The 17,403-nt window shown below is 74.7% G+C and carries 15 protein-coding genes; 3 read left to right on the top strand and 12 right to left on the bottom strand.

Annotated elements, in window-relative coordinates; all coding sequences use genetic code 11:
* Nucleotides 1–124: 124 nt before the first annotated feature.
* From ACY34I_RS13855 to ACY34I_RS13840, 4 genes are all read right to left on the bottom strand, one after another.
* Nucleotides 125–658, bottom strand: a complete 534-nt coding sequence (locus ACY34I_RS13855; RefSeq protein WP_462755381.1) for a hypothetical protein — start codon at nt 656–658, stop codon at nt 125–127.
* 128 nt (nt 659–786) lie between these two features.
* Nucleotides 787–1,239: a GNAT family N-acetyltransferase gene (locus ACY34I_RS13850; protein ID WP_148795267.1), complete on the bottom strand. Its 453-nt coding sequence runs from the start codon at nt 1,237–1,239 to the stop codon at nt 787–789.
* A gap of 41 nt (nt 1,240–1,280) precedes the next feature.
* Nucleotides 1,281–2,861 (bottom strand): alpha/beta hydrolase, encoded by a 1,581-nt coding sequence (locus tag ACY34I_RS13845; RefSeq protein ID WP_462755475.1) that lies wholly within the window; start codon nt 2,859–2,861, stop codon nt 1,281–1,283.
* Nucleotides 2,862–2,922: 61 nt separating this feature from the next.
* On the bottom strand, nt 2,923–4,035 hold the full coding sequence (locus ACY34I_RS13840) for an ATP-dependent DNA ligase (RefSeq protein ID WP_462755378.1): 1,113 nt from the start codon (nt 4,033–4,035) through the stop codon (nt 2,923–2,925).
* Between the two features lie 136 nt (nt 4,036–4,171).
* On the opposite strand from ACY34I_RS13840, the gene ACY34I_RS13835 reads away from it, so the two are divergent.
* Together ACY34I_RS13835 and ACY34I_RS13830 are read left to right on the top strand one after the other, a co-directional pair.
* Nucleotides 4,172–4,384: a hypothetical protein gene (locus tag ACY34I_RS13835; RefSeq protein ID WP_462755376.1), complete on the top strand. Its 213-nt coding sequence runs from the start codon at nt 4,172–4,174 to the stop codon at nt 4,382–4,384.
* A 73-nt stretch (nt 4,385–4,457) separates the two neighbouring features.
* Nucleotides 4,458–4,958 (top strand): DUF1990 family protein, encoded by a 501-nt coding sequence (locus ACY34I_RS13830; RefSeq protein ID WP_462755374.1) that lies wholly within the window; start codon nt 4,458–4,460, stop codon nt 4,956–4,958.
* Between the two features lie 22 nt (nt 4,959–4,980).
* On the opposite strand, the gene ACY34I_RS13825 is transcribed toward ACY34I_RS13830, so the two are convergent.
* From ACY34I_RS13825 to iscB, 7 genes are all read right to left on the bottom strand, one after another.
* A complete protein-coding gene (locus ACY34I_RS13825) occupies nt 4,981–5,892 on the bottom strand; it encodes a DNA-3-methyladenine glycosylase family protein (protein WP_462755372.1) in 912 nt (303 codons plus the stop codon).
* A 115-nt stretch (nt 5,893–6,007) separates the two neighbouring features.
* Nucleotides 6,008–6,865: a spermidine synthase gene (locus ACY34I_RS13820; protein WP_462755370.1), complete on the bottom strand. Its 858-nt coding sequence runs from the start codon at nt 6,863–6,865 to the stop codon at nt 6,008–6,010.
* Complete coding sequence (locus tag ACY34I_RS13815; protein ID WP_462755368.1) at nt 6,865–7,824, bottom strand: hypothetical protein; 960 nt, start codon at nt 7,822–7,824, stop codon at nt 6,865–6,867. The genes ACY34I_RS13820 and ACY34I_RS13815 overlap by 1 nt, the downstream gene beginning before the upstream one ends.
* 127 nt (nt 7,825–7,951) lie before the next feature.
* Nucleotides 7,952–10,426: an AAA family ATPase gene (locus ACY34I_RS13810; protein ID WP_462755366.1), complete on the bottom strand. Its 2,475-nt coding sequence runs from the start codon at nt 10,424–10,426 to the stop codon at nt 7,952–7,954.
* On the bottom strand, nt 10,426–11,574 hold the full coding sequence (locus ACY34I_RS13805) for an exonuclease SbcCD subunit D (RefSeq protein ID WP_462755364.1): 1,149 nt from the start codon (nt 11,572–11,574) through the stop codon (nt 10,426–10,428). The genes ACY34I_RS13810 and ACY34I_RS13805 overlap by 1 nt, the downstream gene beginning before the upstream one ends.
* Before the next feature lie 75 nt (nt 11,575–11,649).
* A complete protein-coding gene (locus ACY34I_RS13800) occupies nt 11,650–13,398 on the bottom strand; it encodes an ATP-binding protein (protein WP_148795247.1) in 1,749 nt (582 codons plus the stop codon).
* Nucleotides 13,395–14,738 (bottom strand): RNA-guided endonuclease IscB, encoded by a 1,344-nt coding sequence (iscB, locus tag ACY34I_RS13795; RefSeq protein WP_462755361.1) that lies wholly within the window; start codon nt 14,736–14,738, stop codon nt 13,395–13,397. Before iscB ends, ACY34I_RS13800 begins: the two co-directional genes overlap by 4 nt.
* 593 nt (nt 14,739–15,331) lie before the next feature.
* Here iscB and ACY34I_RS13790 point away from each other — a divergent pair.
* Nucleotides 15,332–16,909: an alpha/beta fold hydrolase gene (locus ACY34I_RS13790; RefSeq protein ID WP_462755473.1), complete on the top strand. Its 1,578-nt coding sequence runs from the start codon at nt 15,332–15,334 to the stop codon at nt 16,907–16,909.
* On the opposite strand, the gene ACY34I_RS13785 is transcribed toward ACY34I_RS13790, so the two are convergent.
* Entirely contained in the window at nt 16,839–17,318 is a 480-nt protein-coding gene (locus ACY34I_RS13785; protein ID WP_462755359.1) for a DUF7144 family membrane protein, read from the bottom strand. The two genes, ACY34I_RS13790 and ACY34I_RS13785, sit on opposite strands and share 71 nt — an antisense overlap.
* Nucleotides 17,319–17,403: the final 85 nt, after the last annotated feature.

The raw sequence follows: 17,403 nt of genomic DNA, 5'->3' as shown, positions 1-17,403 counted from the left end.
TTCGTAGCGGGCCAGCCGCACCCAGTGAGCGCCTGCCGGTCCGGGGCGGACCGCGGTGCATCAGCGGACCGGGCAGCGCCGCCGGCACGAGCAGGGCCGTTCGGCCTGCCCGTCGGGCAGCCGGTCAGTCGCGGCAGCGGCGGCGGTGGTAGGCGACGGTGACGGCCAGCAGCAGCGGGCCCCAGAGGAGCAGCGGGGCGTAGCAGGTCAGCAGCAGGGCGAAGCCGGTCGGCGAAAAGCCCAGGATGCCGCCCCGCACAATGATGCCCCAGGCCGCGTACGCCCAGACGAGGGTGACCCCGACGGCGCCGGCGGTGGCGACGGTGACCGCGAACGGCGGCGGCACCCGGCGCCCGCCCACCAGCGGCAGCCAGCGGGGGAACACCTCGCCCCACCGGCGGACCAGGCCGAGACTGAGCAGCGCCAGCGCCTCGGAGACCACGGTCAGCGAGACGACGTACACGCTCTCCCAGCCGTGCGTGCGGGCCGGCGCGCCGTGCTCGTACGCACCGAGCGGCACTCCGGCGACCAGGGCGAGCCGCCACAGCCCGGACGGCAGGACGGCGAGCGGGATCAGGTGGGCGGCGCGGACCGCCCAGGTGGGCGCGGGCCGGCCGTCCCGCGGGTGGGCGGTGGCCGGTGCGACGGCAGTGGACATCTGACTCCCCGTTCGTCGGCTGCCCGTCCACCCTGCCCGTGCCGGTCGCCGGCGATCATCCCGCAGGGTGGGGAGTCAGCTCCCTCGGGTGGGGGAGCGGTCGTCCGGCCGCAGCCCGCGAGCCGGGGTCAGAGCGCCAGCTTCATCCCCTCGTGGCTGGCCACGAAGCCGAGGTTGCGATAGAAGCGGTGCGCGTCGGCGCGGGTCTTGTCGGTGGTGAGCTGCACCAGCGCGCAGCCTCGCGCTCGGGCCTGGTCGATGGCCCAGGTCATCATCTGCCGGCCCAGCCCCCGGCCGCGCTGGTCGGAGCGGACCCGGACCGCCTCGATCAGCGACCGCTCGGCGCCGTGCCGGCCCAGCCCCGGGATGTACGTGATCTGCATGCAGCCGACCAGTTCACCGCCGGCGTCCGCGACCACCAGGTGGTTGCGCGGGTCGGCGTCGACGTCGGCGAACGCCTTCTCGTACGCGTCGTCCACCTCGGTGAAGTCACGGGCCTTGCCCAGCACGTCGTCGGCGAGCAGGGCGATGATGGCGGGCAGGTCCGCGCGGACCGCCTCCCGGAAGATCACGCCGGTCATGCCGGCAGCCTCGCACAGCGACAGCCGGCGATCTGCGGTGGTCAGCGGGCCGGGCAGCGCAGCCCGGCCCGGGGCACGGTCAGCGCGACCAGGTACGCGTCGACGGCGTCGGTGATGCAGGCGGTCTGCGGATACGCCGTGTGCCCCTCGCCCTCCCAGGTGAGCACCCGCCCGACGCCGAGCATGGAGGCCAGCGCGGCGGTCTGCTCGTAGGGCGTGGCCGGGTCGCCGGTGGTGCCGACCACCACGATCGGCGGGGCGCCGACCGCCTTGCCGGTCGGGTACGGGTCCCGCCCGCCGGGCCACTCCACGCAGCCGAACATGCTCACCGCGAGGGCCGGACCGAACAGCGGGTACTTCGCGCGCCACTGCGACTGGAGCTGGCGGATCTGCTGCGGGCTCGGCTTCTCGGTCTCGTCCGCGCAGTTCACCGCCATGTTGGCGTCGAACAGGTTCGAGTAGTGCCCGTCGTCGCCGCGGCCGGCGTACGCGTCGGCGAGCTTGAACACCCCGGTCGGGTCGCCGCCCTGCAAGGCGTCGATCGCCCGGGCCAGCTCCTGCCAGCCGGCCTCGGTGTAGAGGGACGAGATGACCGCGTAGAACACCCAGCCCGCGGTGGCCTCCCGGCCGTCCCGGCTGCGCGCGGGGGAGACCTTGGCCTTGTCGATGGCGCTGGTGACGGCGCCCCGGGCGTCCGGCGCGATCGGGCAGCGGCCGGCGTTGTCCGCGCACCAGCGGGCGAAGTTGTCGAAGGCCCGCTCGAAGCCCTTCGCCTGGCTCTCCGACCCGGCGACGAGCTTCTGCTGCGGGTCCACCGCGCCGTCGAGCACCAGCGCCCGCACCCGCTGCGGGTAGAGCTGGGCGTACACCGCGCCGAGCAGGGTGCCGTACGAGTAGCCGAGGTAGGTCAGCTTGTCGTCGCCGACCGCCGCGCGCACCGCGTCCATGTCCCGGGCGGCCTGCTCGGTGCCGTAGAGCGCCAGCTGGTCACCGTATTTGGTGCCGCAGCCGGTGCCGATCCGCCGGTTGAGCGCGGTCCACGCGTCGAACGACGCCTGGCTCTGCGGATCGGGGTCGTAGCCGAAGCTGGCGTCCAGGTCGGCGTCGGAGATGCACTTGACCGGGCTGGACCGGGACACCCCGCGCGGGTCGAACCCGACGATGTCGAAGCGGTCGGTCACGGCGGCCGGCAGCCCGCCGAACGCGGGGCCGAAGGAGAGGTAGACGGCGGTGTCCACGCCGGAGGCGCCCGGGCCGCCGGGGTTGACCACCAGCGAGCCGATCCGGTCGTGCTGCTTGCTCGACCGGATCCGGATGAGCGCGATCTCGAAGGTCTCCCCGGCGCCGGGCCCGGCCGTCGCGCCGCTGGCGGCCCCGTTGCCCCAGTTGCGAGGCACGGCGATCCGGGCGCACTCGTAGCGCATGCCGGACGCGCCCCGGCCGACCAGCTCGTCTGGGACCTCGGGACAGGCGCGCCAGGTCGGGGCGGTGCCCGGGGCCGCCACCGAGCCCTGGCTCTCGGTCCGCGGGGCGAGGGCCGGCAGCGTGCAGCCGGCGGTGAGCACCACCGCGGCGACGAACCCGGTGAGGATACGCCCTCGGGCGGGCCGGACCCGGCGGATCCGGATCCGGTCGGAGAAGCGGGTCACGTGGCAGCCTTCCGTGATCGTGTCGACGGCCAGGCTACGCCCGACCGGACACGCTGCCGGCGGTCGCCGCCGGATCGCCGCGCAGCACCTGGTCGACGTCGTAGCGGATGGGGCGCTCCAACTGATCGTAGGTGCAGGAGCGGGGATCACGGTCGGGGCGCCAGCGGACGAACTGGGCGGTGTGCCGCAGCCGGTCGCCCTCCATGGCGTCGTAGCCGACCTCGACCACCAGCTCCGGGCGCAGCGGCTCCCACTCCAGGTTCTTGTTGCCGGTCCACCGGCTCACCCCGCCCGGGATGCGCTGGCCCCGCTCGTGATCGCCGTGCACCCACGGGTGGTCGCCGCCGACGTCGCGGTAGGGCGCCAGCTCGTCCAGCAGCTCCTTGCGTCGCGCTGCGGTGAACGACGAGCTGACCCCGATGTGGTGCAGCACGCCGGCGTCGTCGTAGAGGCCGAGCAGCAGGGAGCCGACCACCGGGCCGGACTTGTGCCAGCGGAAGCCGGCCACCACCGCGTCGGCGGTGCGGGCGTGCTTGACCTTGAACATCAGCCGCTTGCCCGGCTCGTACGGGAGGTCGGCCGGCTTGACGATGAGCCCGTCCAGCCCGGCCCCCTCGAACACGTCGAACCAGCGCCGGGCCGTCTCGGCGTCGGTGGTGATCTGCGTGACGTGCACCGGCGGCCGGACCTTGGCGAGAGCCTGCTCCAGTCGGGCCCGCCGCTGCGGGTAGGGCCGGTCGGTGAACAGCTCGTCGTCGAGGGCGAGCAGGTCGAACGCGACGAAGTCGGCCGGGGTGGTCTCGGCGAGCAGCTTCACCCGGGAGGCGGCCGGGTGGATCCGCTGGGCGAGCAGCTCGAAGTCGAGCCGGGGCTGGCCACTGGGGCCGTCGCGGCGGATCACGATCAGCTCGCCGTCGACCGCGCACCGGGGCGGAAGCTGGCGCCGCGCCTGCTCGACCACCTCCGGGAAGTAGCGGGTCATCGTCTTGCCGCCGCGGCTGGCCAGCTCGACCTCGTCGCCGTCGCGGAAGATGATGCAGCGGAAGCCGTCCCATTTCGGCTCGTACGTCATACCGGGAGCGGTGGGGAGCTGGGGCACGCTCTTGGCCAGCATCGGCTCGACCGGGGGATTGATCGGCAGGTCCACGGCGACCAGTCAATCAGACGCCACTGACAGTGGTGAGGCAGATCACCGGTGGCGGCGGGCGGCGTGTCCCCGGACCGGCTGGTTCGTCACCCTCGCCCGGATGGTGAAACCGCAGGTCAGGGCTACCGTTCGCCGCGTGTCGGAGTGGATCTGCGGATGTTGCGGACGCTGGCGGGTCAGCGTGCAGCTGATCCGTGGGCGGTACCGCTACCGGCTCGTGCACCGCTACCGCCCGGAGCAGGGCGGCGGGGCCAATGTCATCGGCGAGGTCGCCTCGGTGGCCGAGCTGGAGGAGCTGCTCCGCCGATACGCCCCGGTGAGCCTGGCCGACCTCCGCGAGGCCGCGTAGCCCCGGCCGTCCGCAGGTGGGGCGGCCGCCCCGGCCGTAGGCTGGCCCTGTCCCGCGCGAGGAGGTGGCCACCGTGCCGGATCTGACGTACCCCGAGGTGGGGGCGACCCGCGACGGGCGGCTGCCGGCCGGCTACCACCACCTGCGGCGCCGGGTCCGGCTGCCGGACGGCTGCTTCCCGACCGCCGGCGAGGCGGTGCTCGGGTGGCGGCTGCACCGGGCCGCGGGGGTGGTGATGCGCACCGACGCGCCCCGGGCCGCCGCGGGCGTGCGGGTGACGCCGGGCCTGGGCGTCGGCCCGCTGCGGATCTGGGGCCCGACCGAGGTGGTCTGGGCGGTGGACGAGCCGGACCGGGTCGGTTTCGGCTACGGCACGCTGCCCGGGCATCCGGAGACCGGCGAGGAGGCGTTCCTGGTCGTCCGCGACGGCCCGGCCGTCTGGTTCGAGGTGACCGCGTTCAGCCGCCCGGCCCGCTGGTACACCCGCGCGGCCGGGCCGCTCGCCGGCGCCGTCCAGCACGCGTACGCCTGGTGGCTGGGCCGGACGCTGCGCCGCCTCTGCGCCCGCGGCTGACCCGTCCGGCCCCGCGGAGCGGTCAGTAGCGGGCGAAGGAGCGGATGCTGGCGCGCGGGCCGTACCGCGGCGCCTGGATGCCGGCCGCCTCCAGCAGCAGGCAGACCCGGCCCCGGTGGCCGCGGAACGGCTCCAGCAGCGCCAGCATCCGGGCGTCGTCCCCGCGCGGCTCCCCGGCCAGGGCCCAGGCCACGGTGTTCGGGATGTGGTAGTCGCCGACGCTGACCGCGTCCGGGTCGCCGTACGCGATCCGGACCACCTCGGCGGCGGTCCACGGGCCGATCCCGGGGATCGCGGTGAGCCGGCGGGTGGCCTCGACGGTGTCGGCGCACTGCTCCAGCCGCTCGGCGGCGGCGGCCGCGCGGCGCAGCGTGTCCGCGCGCCGCTGCTCCACGCCGAACGGGTGGAAGACCCAGTACGGGGTGGCCGCCACGGCCGCGGCCTCCGGCGGCAGCAGCAGCGGCACGGGCCCCGGCGCCGCCTCCCGGAAGTGCCGGACCGTCGCCGCGTACGCCCGGTACGCCTCCTTGCCGGTGACCTTCTGCTCCAGCACGGCCCGCAGCAGCCGGGGGAAGACCTGGCCGGTGGCCGGCATCCGCAGCCCGTGGTGCTCGCGGGCCAGCCGGGCCACCAGCGGGTGCGCGGCGGCGAGGTCGGCGAAGCCGGTCAGGTCGTCGCCGAGGCCGGCGATCGCCTCGGCCCGCTCGGCCACCCAGTCCGCTCCCGGCCCGTACCCCTCGGCGACCAGCTCGTCCCCGGCGGGGCGCAACGCGAGGGTGGCCGGCCCGACCGGGGTGCGGGTGGCCCACCAGAACGTGCCCCCGGCGATTCGCGCGCACGGATCGTAAGCGCTGAAGGTGAGCGCCCGGACCGACCTGGCCAGTCGGTAGCCGGCCGGGGGGCGCAGCGTCCGGCGAGCGGCGGGGGAGGTCACCCGGTCACTCTGCCACGCGGGCCGGCCGTGACGGGCGACACCGTCGCCGCGCCGGCCGCCGGCATCCGGCCCCCACAGGCATGGCCGGGTGATACGGAGCGGTCCGCCGGACGGATCAACGGCGCACGGAAAAAATCCCGGGCGGGGGCGGAGTGGAATCCCGGGCGTCGGCGTCCCGCACCACCGGGGCGCCCCCGGCGAACCGGTCCAGCTCCTCGCCGGCCAGCACCCGGCCCGGGAACCAGTCGCCGGCGGCCCGTCGGGACAGGTCCGCCACCGGCGGATCGACCCGGGACGCGACCAGCACCAGGTTGCCGTACCGGCGCCCGCGCAGCACCGCCGCGTCGCTGACCAGGCAGGCCCGGGGCAGCACCGTGCGGACCGTGGCGACCTGGGCGCGGGCGTGCCGCAGCGGCGGGCCGTCGGCGATGTTCGCCAGGTAGAACCCGGCCGGGCGGAGCACCCGGGCCACCTCGGCGGCGTACTCCACCGAGGTCAGGTGGGCCGGAGTGCGGGCGCCGGCGAAGACATCGGCAACCACCAGGTCGTAGCTGGCCTCCCGGCTGGCGGTGAGGGTGGCCCGGGCGTCCGCCACCCGCACCCGCAGCCGGGCGTCGGCGGGCCACGGCAGCGCCCGGCGGACCAGCTCCACCAGGGCGCCGTCCACCTCGGACACCCGCTGCGTCGACCCGGGACGGGTGGCGGAGACGTACCGGGGCAGGGTCAGCGCGCCCCCGCCCAGGTGCAGCACCCGCAGCGGTGCGCCAGCCGGGGCGACCAGGTCGATCGCGGCGGCCAGCCGCCGGACGTACTCGAATTCCAGATGGGTCGGATCCGCCAGGTCCACATGGGACTGTGGGGCGCCGTCGAGCAGCAGCGTCCAGGAACCCGGCCGGTCCGGGTCGGGCACCAGCTCGGCCTGCCCGGTGTCGACCTGCTCGACGACCCGGTCCGTGCCGCGTCGGCGGCCCATCAGCGCCGGATCCCCCGGGCGGCCGCGATCAGCACCCGGTGCAGCAGGCGGGCGTCGCCGAGCAGCCCGCGCAACCGGCGCTCCAGGCCGGCGATCGGGACCAGGTTCTGCGGGGCCCGCGGATCCTTGTACGGGGTGGAGGCGAACCGGGGCAGGGTGACCAGGGAGAGGTCGGCCAGCTCGATCGCCTCGGCCGCGGTCAGCTCGGCGGAGCACTCCATCCGCACGATGCCCGCCCACGGCGCGCCCCCGGCCACCGGCAGCCGCAGATACCAGGAGTAGCCGCCCCACGCGGTGTCCAGCCGGAACACCGGGCAGCGCTGGCCCGGCGCCAGCCCGGTGACCACCGCGGTCAGCCGCGCGTCCAGATACTGGCTGTGCTGCGTCTTGATGTAGCCCAGGGTGCGCGGCAGGTGCCGGCGGCTGCGCAACGGCCCGTCCACCACCAGCAGGTCACCGTCGGTACGCGCGGCGTCGGAGACGGCCACCTCCAGCGCGGTCAGCGGGGCCTGCACCGCGGCCGGCAGCTTGCTCAGCTCACCGGTGCCGCCGACCCGGTGCACGGGGTAGCGGATCTGCCCGGCCACCACGTCCTGCGCGGAGGGACTGGCGGTGAACAGCCCCCGGCCGACCCGGGCCCCGGCCAGCTCCGCCGCGCCGCGTTCCAGGTCGCAGCGGACCACCCCGGCGGCGTACGAGGCGGCGATGCCCGGGAACGAGCCGCCGTCGTCCTCGGCCGTCCACACGCTCGCGTCGATCCGGCGTACCCCGTCGACCAGCAGCACCACGTCCGGGGCGAGCACGTCCCGGCGGACGTCGATCGCCCGCCAGTCCGTCGCCGGCAGCTCGACGCCGGCGTCGACCTGGGCGCTGCTCGGCGCCGCCGGCCCGCCCCCGCCGGCCGCCTCGAACGACGCCCCGTACGCCGGATCCCAGGCGTCGACGTAGAACCGGGTCACGCCGCCCCCGCCCCGCGCACCGGCGCCGACCCGTCGTTCGCGGCTGCGGGGCTCCGCTGCGCTGCGCCTCGCACTCCCGCGCGACCGTGTCCCACGCGAGCCGCCCAGGAACGCTCGCTCCCCGCGGTCACAGGCCGGTCCGTTCGACGCGGGCCGTGCGGGCGTCCTTGCGGACCTCGAAGCGGACCGGGATCCGCTCGGCGAGGGCCGGCACGTGGGTGACCACGCCGACCATCCGGTCACCCCGGGCGGCCAGGTTTTCCAGGGTGGCGGCGACGGTGTCCAGGGTGGCCGCGTCCAACGTGCCGAAGCCCTCGTCCAGGACGATCGACTCCAGGCTCGCCGCGCTGGTGGACATCCCCGCGAGCTGCTCCGACAGCGCCAGCGCCAGCGCCAGCGAGGCCTGGAAGGTCTCCCCACCGGAGAGGGTCCGCACCCCCCGGCGCAGCCCGGCGTCGTGGTGGTCGACCACGAAGAACTCGCCCTTGTCGTGCACCAGGTCGTACTGGCCGTTGGAGAGTTCCCGCAGGATCCGCGACGCGCCGTCGACCAGCAGGTCCAACGCCTCGGCCAGCAGCCACCGCTCGAAGTTGTTGGCCCGCAGGTGCCCGGCCAGGGCCCGCGCCACCCGGGCCTCCCGCTCGTGGCCGGCCCGCTGCTCGCGCAGCTCGGCGGCCTGCTCGCGGCGCTCCGTCAGCCGGCGCAGCTCCGCCTCGGCGCGCTCGACCGCCACCGCCGCGTCCCGCAGCGGATCGTCGGGCACGTCCAGCCCGGCCGCGGTGAAGAGCCCGCCGATCCGCTCCTCGACCTCGGCTGCGGCGGCCTCGGCCGCACCGACCGCCGCACCCAGCCCGCCCCGGTCGGCCCGCCGCCGGTCGGCCTGCTCCCCGGCCCAGCCAGCGAGCGCCGCCCAGGCGGCGCCCACGTCGTCGCGGTCGGCGGCCGGCGGACCGAACCGGGCCAGCCCGTCCCGGGTCGCGTCGAAGTCCCGCCAGGCGCGGCGCAGCCGCTCCTCCGCGCCGTCCAGCGCGCCCCGGGCCCGGCGGGCGGCGTCCCGGCCGGCACGGACCGCCCCGGCCGCCTCCTCCAGGCCGCGACGCAGCCGGGCGTGCTCGTCCAGTGCCTCCCGCAGCGCGCCGGGCGCGGCGGCATCGGCGAGCTGCTCGTCCAGTTCGGTCAGCCGGGTCCGCAGCTGGTCGTGCTCGGCGCGGGCGCGCAGCAGCACCCGGTCCAGCTCGCGGGCGGCGGCGTCGCGCTCCTGCACCACCCGCTTCGCCGCCTCACTGGCCGTGCGGGCAGCCTTGCCCGCCGCGATCGCCCGAGCCACCGCCGACCCCTTCGGCACGGCCGGCACCCGCGGGACGACCTGCTCGCAGACCGGGCACGGGCCGCCCTCGACCAAGTGGGCGCGCAGCGCCACGGCCTGGTCGGTGGCCTTCGCCTCCTCGTGCGCCCGGAACGCCGCCTCCAGCTCCGCCTCGGCCCGCTCGGCGGCCGCCCGGGCCTCCGTCAGGACGCCGACCGCCGCGTCGTGCTCGGTCTGCGCCGCGGCCACCGCCGCGCGGACCGCCGCCACCTGGCCGGTCAGCTTCTCCCGGTCGGCGTGCGCCTTGAGCAGCAGCCGCAGGGCGCTCTCGTCGCCGGCCGCGGCGAGCTCGCCGCGCAGCTTCTCCTCCCGCTCCTCGGCGAGCCCGACGGCCGCCATGGCCTCGTCGGCCGCGACGCGGGCCGCCGCCACCGCCCGGGCCAGCTCGGCGATCCCGTCCGGCGGTCGCACCCCGGCCAGCACCGCCAGCTCCGCGTCCAGCGCGGCCAGCGCCGCCGCCCGCTCGCGCGCCGTCGCCCGGGCCCGGTCCAGCTCGGGTACGGCCACCGCGACCGCCTCGGCCAGCTCGCGCATCCGGTCCACCCGCTGCCGCACGCCGGCCAGCGTCTCGTCGTCGACGTCGGCGAGGCCGCCGAGCAGCTTGTCGACCGTCTCCAGCTTCGCCTCGGCCTGCCCGGCGCGCTCGGTGGCCTTCTTCTGCACCTCCTCGTAGACGCCGAGGCCGAGCAGGTTGACCAGGATCTGCTGCCGGGTGGCCGGCTTGGCGTGCAGGAAGTCGGCGAACTGCCCCTGCGGCAGCAGCACGCAGCTGGTGAACTGCTCGTACGGCAGCCCGACCGCGTCCAGCACCGCCTGCTCCATCTCGGCGGGCGTGCCGGCCACCACCTCGCCCAGGTCCTCCGGGCTAAGCCCGGTGTCGAGCTTGGTGACGTCGAAACCGGCCGGCATCAGCTGCAGCCCGGCGTTGGCGGTCTTCACCGTGCCCCGGCCGTCCCGGCGCACCACCCGGGTCGCCACGTAGCGGTCACCGGCGGACTCGAAGACGAGCCGGACCCGGGCCTCGTTCGCCGACGGAGCGAGGGCGTTGGCCAGGCCCCGGGCGCCGCCCCAGCGGGGCACGGTGCCGTAGAGGGCGAAGCAGATCGCGTCGAGCACCGTCGACTTGCCGGAGCCGGTCGGCCCGACCAACGCGAAGAAGTCCGCGTCGGTGAAGTCGACGGTGGTCTCCTCGCGGAAGACGGTGAACCCGGCCATGTCCAGTCGCATCGGTCGCATCAGTGATCGATCCCCTCGAGCAGTTCGTCGAAGAGTTCCTGGACGCCGTCGTCGGCGTGACCCCGGCTGCTCAGGTAGTCGGCGAAGAGCTCCCGCGGCGAGCGGCCGGCCCGCTGGGCGGTGCGGGTGGCGCTGCCGGGGGCCGGCACCAGCTCCGGGTCGATCCGGATCTCCAGCGCCCGGGGCAGCAGCTCCTGCACCTCCTCCCGCAGGCCGGCGCGGGGCTGCTCGCGGACGTAGACCCGCAGCCACCCCTCGGGCGGGTCAAGCTCGGCGAGCTGGGCCAGGGTGCCCCGGACGGTGCGCAGCGGCACCGCCCCCGGCACCGGCACCTCGCGGATCTGGGCGGCGGTGGTCGCGGTCACCTCGACCAGCGTCACCGAACCCACGTTCTCCTGCTCGCCGAAGTCGACGGCGAGCGGGCTGCCGCTGTAGCGGATCGGGCACGGGCCGATGACCCGCTGGGACCGGTGCAGGTGGCCGAGCGCCACGTAGTGCGCGTTGCCGGGAAAGACGGTGGCCGGCACCGCGTAGCCGAGGACGGTGTGCGCGTCCCGCTCGCCGCCGCCGGTGCTCGCCCCGACCACGGTGAGGTGGGCGGTGACCAGGTGCACCCGGTCGGGCTCGGTGAAGCCCTCGGCCAGCCGGGCGAGCACCCGCCCGAGGTGGTCGGCGTACGTCTGGTTGGCCTCGGCGGCAGTCAGCTCGTACATCTCCACGGCACGGACGGCATACCGCTGGGACAGGAAAGGAAGCGCGGCCAACTGCCAGCGCTCGCCGCCGGCGGTGACGCCATCGATGACGTGCTCGGCCGGGTTGTCCCGGACGCTGCCCCGCAGGGTGATGCCGGCCGCCTCGGCCCAGGGCCGCAGCGCGTCCAGGGCCGCCCCGTTGTCGTGGTTGCCGCCGATCGCCACCACGTCGGCCCCGGTGCGCCGCAGCGCGGTCAGCGCCCGGGTCACCAGGCGGGTCGCCTCCGGGATGGGCGCGGCGGTGTCGTAGAGGTCGCCGGCCACGATGACCAGGTCGGGCCGCTCGACCCGGGCGATCTCGATCACCTGGGCGAGCACCTGCTTGTGCTCCTCGCCGCGGGACTGCCCCTTGAGGACCTTGCCGACGTGCCAGTCGGAGGTGTGCAGGATCTTCACCGTGCTGGCCTTTCGCTCGCGACTGCGGGGCTCCGCTGCGCTGCACTCCTCGCGCTCACCGGTCGGTCACCGCCCTCAGAACGGGATGTCGTCGTCGGAGCTGCCGGAACCCACCACGGCGAACGGGTCGGCCGCCTGGGTGATCGAGCGCAGCGTCTCCGACGGCGCCCGGCCGGCTTCGGAGACCCGGGTGGCCCAGGCCGGGAAGGGGAACTCCAGACAGAGCGGCACCGGGATGTCGGGCTGGTTGACGAACATGGTGCCCGGCTTGGCCAGCAGGGCCCGCTGCCGCTGGGCGGGCGGGAGGAAGCCGTATTCCGGGCGGGACGCCTCGGCCGGGTCGAGCCGACCGACCACCCGGATCGCCGAGTTGGTCACGATCCGCCGCTCCACCTCGCTGGCGGTCTGCTGCGCGCCGACCAGGATCACCCCGAGCGAGCGGCCCCGCTCGGCGATGTCGAGCAGCACCTCCTTGATCGGGGAGGAGCCCTCGCGCGGCGCGTACTTGTTGAGCTCGTCGAGGACGACGAAGAGCAGCGGCTTGGCGGTGCCGGCCTTCTCCTTGCGCTCGAACTCGCTCTTGAGCGTCACCCCGACCACGAAGCGCTGCGCCCGGTCCGGCAGGTTGTGCAGGTCGACCACGGTGACCTGGGCGCTCTCCGCGGTGTTGATCGAGTGCGGGCGGCGCATGGCCAGGTCGCCCCGGATCAGCCGGCCGAGGTCCTTCTTGCTGCCGATCAGCCGGCGGGCGAACGCGTTGACCGTGCCCAGGCCGACCGCGCTGCCCGCCCAGTCGCCCCGGGTCTCGTCGTCGTTGAGCTGCTCGACGATGTGGTCGACCAGGTCGGCGTAGGACCCCAGCCGGACCCCGTCGATGCTCACCCCGCCGTCGGCGGGCTGGGCGTACCGGGCCAGGTGCGCGGCGACCGAGTGGACCACCATCGTGTACTGCTGCCGCTCGTCGTCGGCGTCGGCGAAGACGTAGGGCAGCAGGCGGTCGGCGCAGAACTCGCTCAGCGTCCAGTAGAAGCTGTCCACGCCGGTGAGCCGGCTGCTCACGTCCGGCGTGCCGGAGGAGTCGCCGACCCGGGGCGGCGCGTAGACCCGCACATCGGGGAAGGCGCCCGCGTCGAGCCCGAGCTTCGCATACCCGGCCCGCGTGTCGTCGTCGAGGCGGGCGTTCGGGTGGTCGAGGAAGAGCAGGTCCTCGCCCTTGACGTTGAAGATCAGCGCCTTGGCGTTGACCGCGTCGCCGCCGAGCACGCCGGAGCGGAACACCGAGTAGAGCAGGAAGGTGGCGAAGCTGGTCTTGGTGGCCACCCCGGAGATGCCGGAGATGGACACGTGCGCGCCCCGGGTGCCGTCGAGGAAGTCGGCGTTGAGGTAGACCGGCACGCCGTCGCGGCCCATGCCCATCGGGATGCGCCGCTCCATCCGGTCGAAGTGCAGCGCCCGGGCCCGGGCGTCGCCCTCGGCCCGGTGCACCACCGCGCCCGGCGTGGGTGGCACGTAGAACTCGGGGTCGACCCGGGTGGTGGTGACCTCGGCGGCCTCCTGCACCTGAGCCGGGAGCGTGCCGTCGGCGATGGCGAAGACGTCGGAGTCGAACTGCGCCCCCTCGTGCCGGGCGCGCACCTGGGTGACCACGCCCGCGATGGTCACCGGCTCCCGGTCGGGCAGCTCGCGGCGGGTGACCACCACGTCGTCGAGTTGCAGGTAGCTGCCGGGGGCGACGGCGGTCCAGAAGGTGAGCGGGGTGGCGTCGGCGGTGCCGAGCACCCGGCCGACCCCGTCGCCGGGGCCGTCGATCAGGTCGTCGGTCATCGGCGTTGCGGCGTGGAAACCCGGCCGTTCAGGGCCGGGAGGAAACGCCGCTCCTCCTCTCGGGTGTAGGCCCATCCGTCGGCGCGTTGCAGCAGCCGGAAGTGCCGGTGATGGATGCCCTGCAAAAGGCCATGGCTGGTGCGGATGTTGCACTTCCCGGTGGTTCGCACAGCGACCCGACCCACGTGCCGGCCCTTGTTCTTGCCGGCGGGTACGACAGCGCGCACCAGGTCGCCGGTTTGGAACCCGTACACCGATTTGCTCCTTGGCAATCGCAGCCGGGGGAACCGGTACCGGTTGCAGCGTGTGCGGGCGTACGAGCCGCGGCCGGTAACGGTGGCCACCAGCACCTGCCCGGGGCAGGACCGCACGGCGGAGATGGTCCCGACGTGAAGGGCGTCAAGGGTGTGGGTCTTCGGCGCGCCGGTCTGGTGCCGGTTCCACTTGGTGCGCCCACCGGTGCCAACCTCAACCGGCAGGCCGGTGGCGGACAGCGCCTGCCACAGCGCCCGCCGGGTTGCCGACACGGCCGCAGCATCGGCCAGCGGCAGTTTCGCTTGGCGTCGGATCCGGGCCAACACAGCGGGCCGGTCCGCGAGGAAGACCTCGACCGGGGTGGCGCCTTTAGCCAAGTTGCATGGGACGCAGGCCAGGGTCAGGTTCGACACCCGGTCTGAGCCGCCCCGCGAGCGTGGCACGATGTGGTCGATGTTCAGCGGCACCCCCGTGGCGCCGCAGTAGGCGCACTTGCGTCCCCACTTGGCCAGCAGATACTCGCGGACCTCGTACCCGTGCAGGGTGCCGTGCTGGTACTCGACCCCGGCGATGTTCGGGGTTTGCATCAGCTGCGTGTCGAACGCGACCCGCTCCAGGTGCAGGCCGGCCACGGGGGCCCACCGATACAGCCGCTGGACCCAGGACATGGCGTTGTCGATCCGGTGCCGCAGCGATGGCGCTAGCCACCCATCCGACCGGCGGCGGTTGAGGAACCGGGGTGCCCGATAGCGCAGGTTCCGCGACCGGCGAGCACGGCGGAAGGCGGCGCGAGCAGTCAGCTTGTCACGAATCTGCCCGCCCCGATGGCGGACTTCGATCGCGAACAGGCCGGCCCGAACCATGTTGTCGGCGCGGAAGACGGCGATACCGGTGAACTTCGAACCCGGGTCAATGCCGAGCTCAACCCCGTCCACCTGTGAGTCGGCGACCTCACGGTCTTTGAGCCGGATCACGAACGGGGTGTGCCGGTGCACCACCGCACGCCCGGCGGCGAGCAACTTCCGAGCCCGTGCCGGGGCGGACGGTTGGAGCGGCCGGTGATGCCGGTCAACAACGAACACCACCGGATGGGTGTGGGCCTCACGGCCCGCTCCGGTCCCCGCCGAAGCGGGTTCCGGGTGACGCCGGCTTGCGCCGGTCTCCCCTCGCCCATGTTGCACACCGGCTGCCTTGCGGCGTCCGTGTCCCGTTTCGTGGCATCTCGGGGCCGTGTCTGCTGACGCGGATTCCAGAGTCCGGGGCTGAGGAAGCACCCCGGAGTGGGTCTTCTGGCCTGTATGCAACGTAGTCACCTCCCTTTCAGGGGTTCCTGGGGCTGGTCAACCATCCCGACGAACCGAGCAAGCTCGGTGCTTCAGGGCCGAGAAGTTGACGGGCGGTCTCCGGTCGGCTGGTCGTCCCGTTCGCGGCGCACGAGGTGCATCCTGCCCGAGGGATGCGACAGGTTGCCACGCGACGCGGCGGACGCCACGGCCCTCGTCCGTCGAGCTTGCCCAGCGGGGTCGGCTGACCACGGACCGTACGCCTCTTCGCGCGATTCCCATCCCACCGGCGACTGATCCGCGAGATCCTCGGAAGGCTGGGGAAGCGGGGAGTGGACGTGGGATCGACACGGCGCCGGGTGGTCGCGCTGCTCGTGCTCGCCGCGCTGCCGCCGATGCTCGAGGACGGGCTGCTGTTGGCGCTCGGCTTCCGCGCCGCTCGGGGACTCGCCCCGCAGGCCACCGCCGTCTGGCCCTACGACTCGTACCACGACCTCCGCTGGCTGCTGGTGTACCACGACTCGTGGGCGACCTTCCTGCTCGGGTTGGTCGTGGTCACGGTGGTCCGCGGGCTGCTCTCCGCCGGGCTGACCGCGTTGGCTTGGCCGGAAGGCGTGGCGCGTCCCGCCTGGAGCTGGCTGCTGCGGCGCAACCTGGGGGTCGCGCTGCTGGCCGCGCTGGTCATCTCGCCGTGGGCCGCGCTCTCCGTCGCCTTCTCCGCGGTGTCGCTCTCCTGGTACCTGTTCGGCTCGCTGGCCCCGATGCTGGTGCTCGCCCCCTTCCTGGCCCGGGCCGGCGTGGTCGCCGGCTGGTGGCGGGGGCTGCCCACGATCGAGCTGTTCGGCTGGTCGTCGCTGAACTTCCTGCTGCTGACCCTGTCCGGTGCGTTGATCTCCAGCGCCCCGGGCTGGTGGGCGGTCGGGGTGGCCGCCCTGGCCGGGGCGGCGAACGGGCTGCTGTGGTGGCGGGCGGTGGCCGCCGCCGTGCTGCCGGCCCGGGTCCGGTTGCCCCGGGTGCCGGTGGCCCCGATCGCGATCACGCTGACGGTGCTGGGTGCGATCTGGGCCGAGGCGCTGGTCGGGATCGCCGGGGGTGGCCGGCACGGCGCGTGGATGCCCCCGATCCTCGCCGACCGGCTGCCCGACCGGGTGCCGTACGCGATCATCGTCCTCAGCGGGCACGACTCGCGCTGGGACGGCGAGCCGTCCGCCGATCCCCGGGTCGAGCGCTTCTCCTACCGCGGCCTGGACGCGCAGGGCCGACCGTTGCCGTACCCGCCGGACGCGACCCACCGGTCGCTCGACTCCAGCAGCGCCCTGCTCGCCGCGCAGGTCGACGCGCTGCACCACCGTACCGGCCGCCCGATCGCCCTGTTCGGCAACAGCGAGGGGGCGATGGTGGCGCGCACCTACCTGGAGCGGCTGCCCCGCGGCCCGGTCAGCGCCGTGGTGATGTTCAGCCCGCTGGTGCAGGCGGGGCGGACCTACTACCCGCCGCCGGGACACGAGGGCTGGGGCGTCGCGGCGGGCTGGGAGCTGCGGGTGCTGTTCTGGCTCGCGAATCTCCCCCGGCCGGTGAAGGACCATCCCGACGAGCCGTTCGTCCGCTCGGTGCTGGTCGACGCGCCGTTCTACCGCAACCGGATCCTCTGCCCGGTGCCGGGGGTCCGGATGATCGCCTTCCTGCCCACGGTCAGCGCCGCCGAGGCGCCTCCCGGCGAGTACAGCCGGATCCCGGTCTATCAGGAGCCGGCGTTCCACGGCGGCCTGATCGGGCGGCGGATGGTGGAGGACCGGGTGGAGGCCTTCCTGGCCGGCGAGCCGGTGGCGCAGCCCCGCCGGGAGTACGTGCTGCTCCAGCGGCTGGGCGCGGCCTGGCAGGCGCCCCCGCTGGTGCTCGCGCTCAACCCCCTGTGGTCGGCGACCCGGGAGGGGGATCCGGCGCTGACGGGCCGGGTCTGCGAGCCGCGCTGACCGCACCGGGTCGGGCACCGGCCCGGGCGTGCCGGAACAGCAGGCGCAGGGCCGCACCCTCGAGCGCGACCACCATCAGCGCCCGGATCGGCGCGTACGGGAAGAGCAGCACGTCGACGACGATGGCCGGTAGCGCGCAGCAGACGGCGAACAGCACGGTGCCGCGTCGCCCGGTGAGGACCAGCAGCCCGGCGAGCGTCAGCGCGATGCCGATCGCGACGTGCAGCCAGGCCCACGCGACGATGTCGACCGCGTACGTCCCCTCCGGCGTCTGCGTCACGAACTGGTCGCCGGCGGTATGTGCCCAGGCCGTCAGCACGTCGACCAGCCCCGCCCCGGCCAGCAGGCCGCCGGCGAGCAGCGGGCGTCCGGGCCGGCCGGCCGGCGCGACCCACCCCGTGGAGTCCATTTTCCCAGGCTACGGCCCCCTCTGGCCGGCGTGGCCGGTCACCCGCGTGAGCCGGTGGTGAACGGGCCACGAAAAGTTCTGGAAA

The organism is Micromonospora sp. RTBAU3-60 (genome assembly GCF_054963695.1).
The sequence above is the reverse complement of the archived record's forward strand: the minus strand, read 5'-3'. Positions and strand labels throughout refer to the sequence as shown.

What these genes read in the sequence shown, in the direction of transcription:
- ACY34I_RS13855 (WP_462755381.1), bottom strand. Translation starts at nt 658, where the DNA reads ATGTCCACTGCCGTCGCACCGGCCACCGCCCACCCGCGGGACGGCCGG.
- ACY34I_RS13850 (WP_148795267.1), bottom strand. Translation starts at nt 1,239, where the DNA reads ATGACCGGCGTGATCTTCCGGGAGGCGGTCCGCGCGGACCTGCCCGCC.
- ACY34I_RS13820 (WP_462755370.1), bottom strand. Translation starts at nt 6,865, where the DNA reads ATGGGCCGCCGACGCGGCACGGACCGGGTCGTCGAGCAGGTCGACACC.
- ACY34I_RS13810 (WP_462755366.1), bottom strand. Translation starts at nt 10,426, where the DNA reads ATGCGACCGATGCGACTGGACATGGCCGGGTTCACCGTCTTCCGCGAG.
- ACY34I_RS13800 (WP_148795247.1), bottom strand. Translation starts at nt 13,398, where the DNA reads ATGACCGACGACCTGATCGACGGCCCCGGCGACGGGGTCGGCCGGGTG.
- ACY34I_RS13790 (WP_462755473.1), top strand. Translation starts at nt 15,332, where the DNA reads ATGCTCGAGGACGGGCTGCTGTTGGCGCTCGGCTTCCGCGCCGCTCGG.
- ACY34I_RS13785 (WP_462755359.1), bottom strand. Translation starts at nt 17,318, where the DNA reads ATGGACTCCACGGGGTGGGTCGCGCCGGCCGGCCGGCCCGGACGCCCG.